Annotated in this window: 1 protein-coding gene; it reads right to left on the bottom strand. The window is 38.7% G+C overall.

Features of this window, described 5'->3' with window-relative positions:
- Nucleotides 1-9 precede the first annotated feature (9 nt).
- On the bottom strand, nt 10-687 hold the full coding sequence (locus AVJ19_RS21230; RefSeq protein WP_111861442.1) for an IS1595 family transposase: 678 nt from the start codon (nt 685-687) through the stop codon (nt 10-12).
- Between the last annotated feature and the right edge of the window lie 49 nt (nt 688-736).

Raw genomic sequence — 736 nt, forward strand, 5'->3', positions numbered from 1 at the left:
CTTAGGAAGCTAAAGAGGGTTTTCGCGGAGTAGTTTAAGCAAATCGAGGTATAGATTACTATGTCTATGATTGAAGCGATATTCCGTTTCCTTAAGATGCAAATAAAACATCTTTTTGTCAATTCCATTGAACTTGATTAAGCGCTTTTTAGCGTAGCCCCAAAATGACTCTATCCCATTAATATGACGATCTCCACAAGCAAATTCATTCTTGCCATGGTTGACCCGTAAGTGCTTTTCATAACCCAGATCAACCAATCCATCATAACCGCGCCAGCCATCTGTGTTGATTACAGAATCCAGCTCAATATGTCCTCTGATAATGCCTTGTAACGTAGCTTTGGAGCAATCAGGTACTATTTCGGTATAGACGCTTCCTTCACGTTTAAGCAATCCAAAAACAATAGTTTTACCTGAGGCTCCACGACCTCTCTTTCCTCTGATACGTTGGGCACCGAAGTAAGATTCATCCAGTTCCACGATGCCTTCAAAAGGTGAAGTTTTTTCGCACTCTACTGCAATGATCTTACGGATTTTGATAAAGATGGGATTAATGGAACGGACAGAAATATCTGTCAATTTGGCAGTATCAGTGGCAGTAAAATCCATGGCAAAAAAGCGAATAATCTGTCTGAATTTTACTTCACTGATTTTTGAACGGGAATAGTATCTATTTTTATGTTTCATATTAGGAAGTTACCATACATTTTGTATTTGTTTACTTCCTAAGCCCCTT

Source organism: Acinetobacter sp. CFCC 10889 (assembly GCF_003268395.1).
In the GTDB taxonomy this organism is placed as follows: domain Bacteria; phylum Pseudomonadota; class Gammaproteobacteria; order Pseudomonadales; family Moraxellaceae; genus Acinetobacter.

Coding starts and splice junctions, on each gene's coding strand:
- AVJ19_RS21230 (WP_111861442.1), bottom strand. CDS start 687: ATGAAACATAAAAATAGATACTATTCCCGTTCAAAAATCAGTGAAGTA.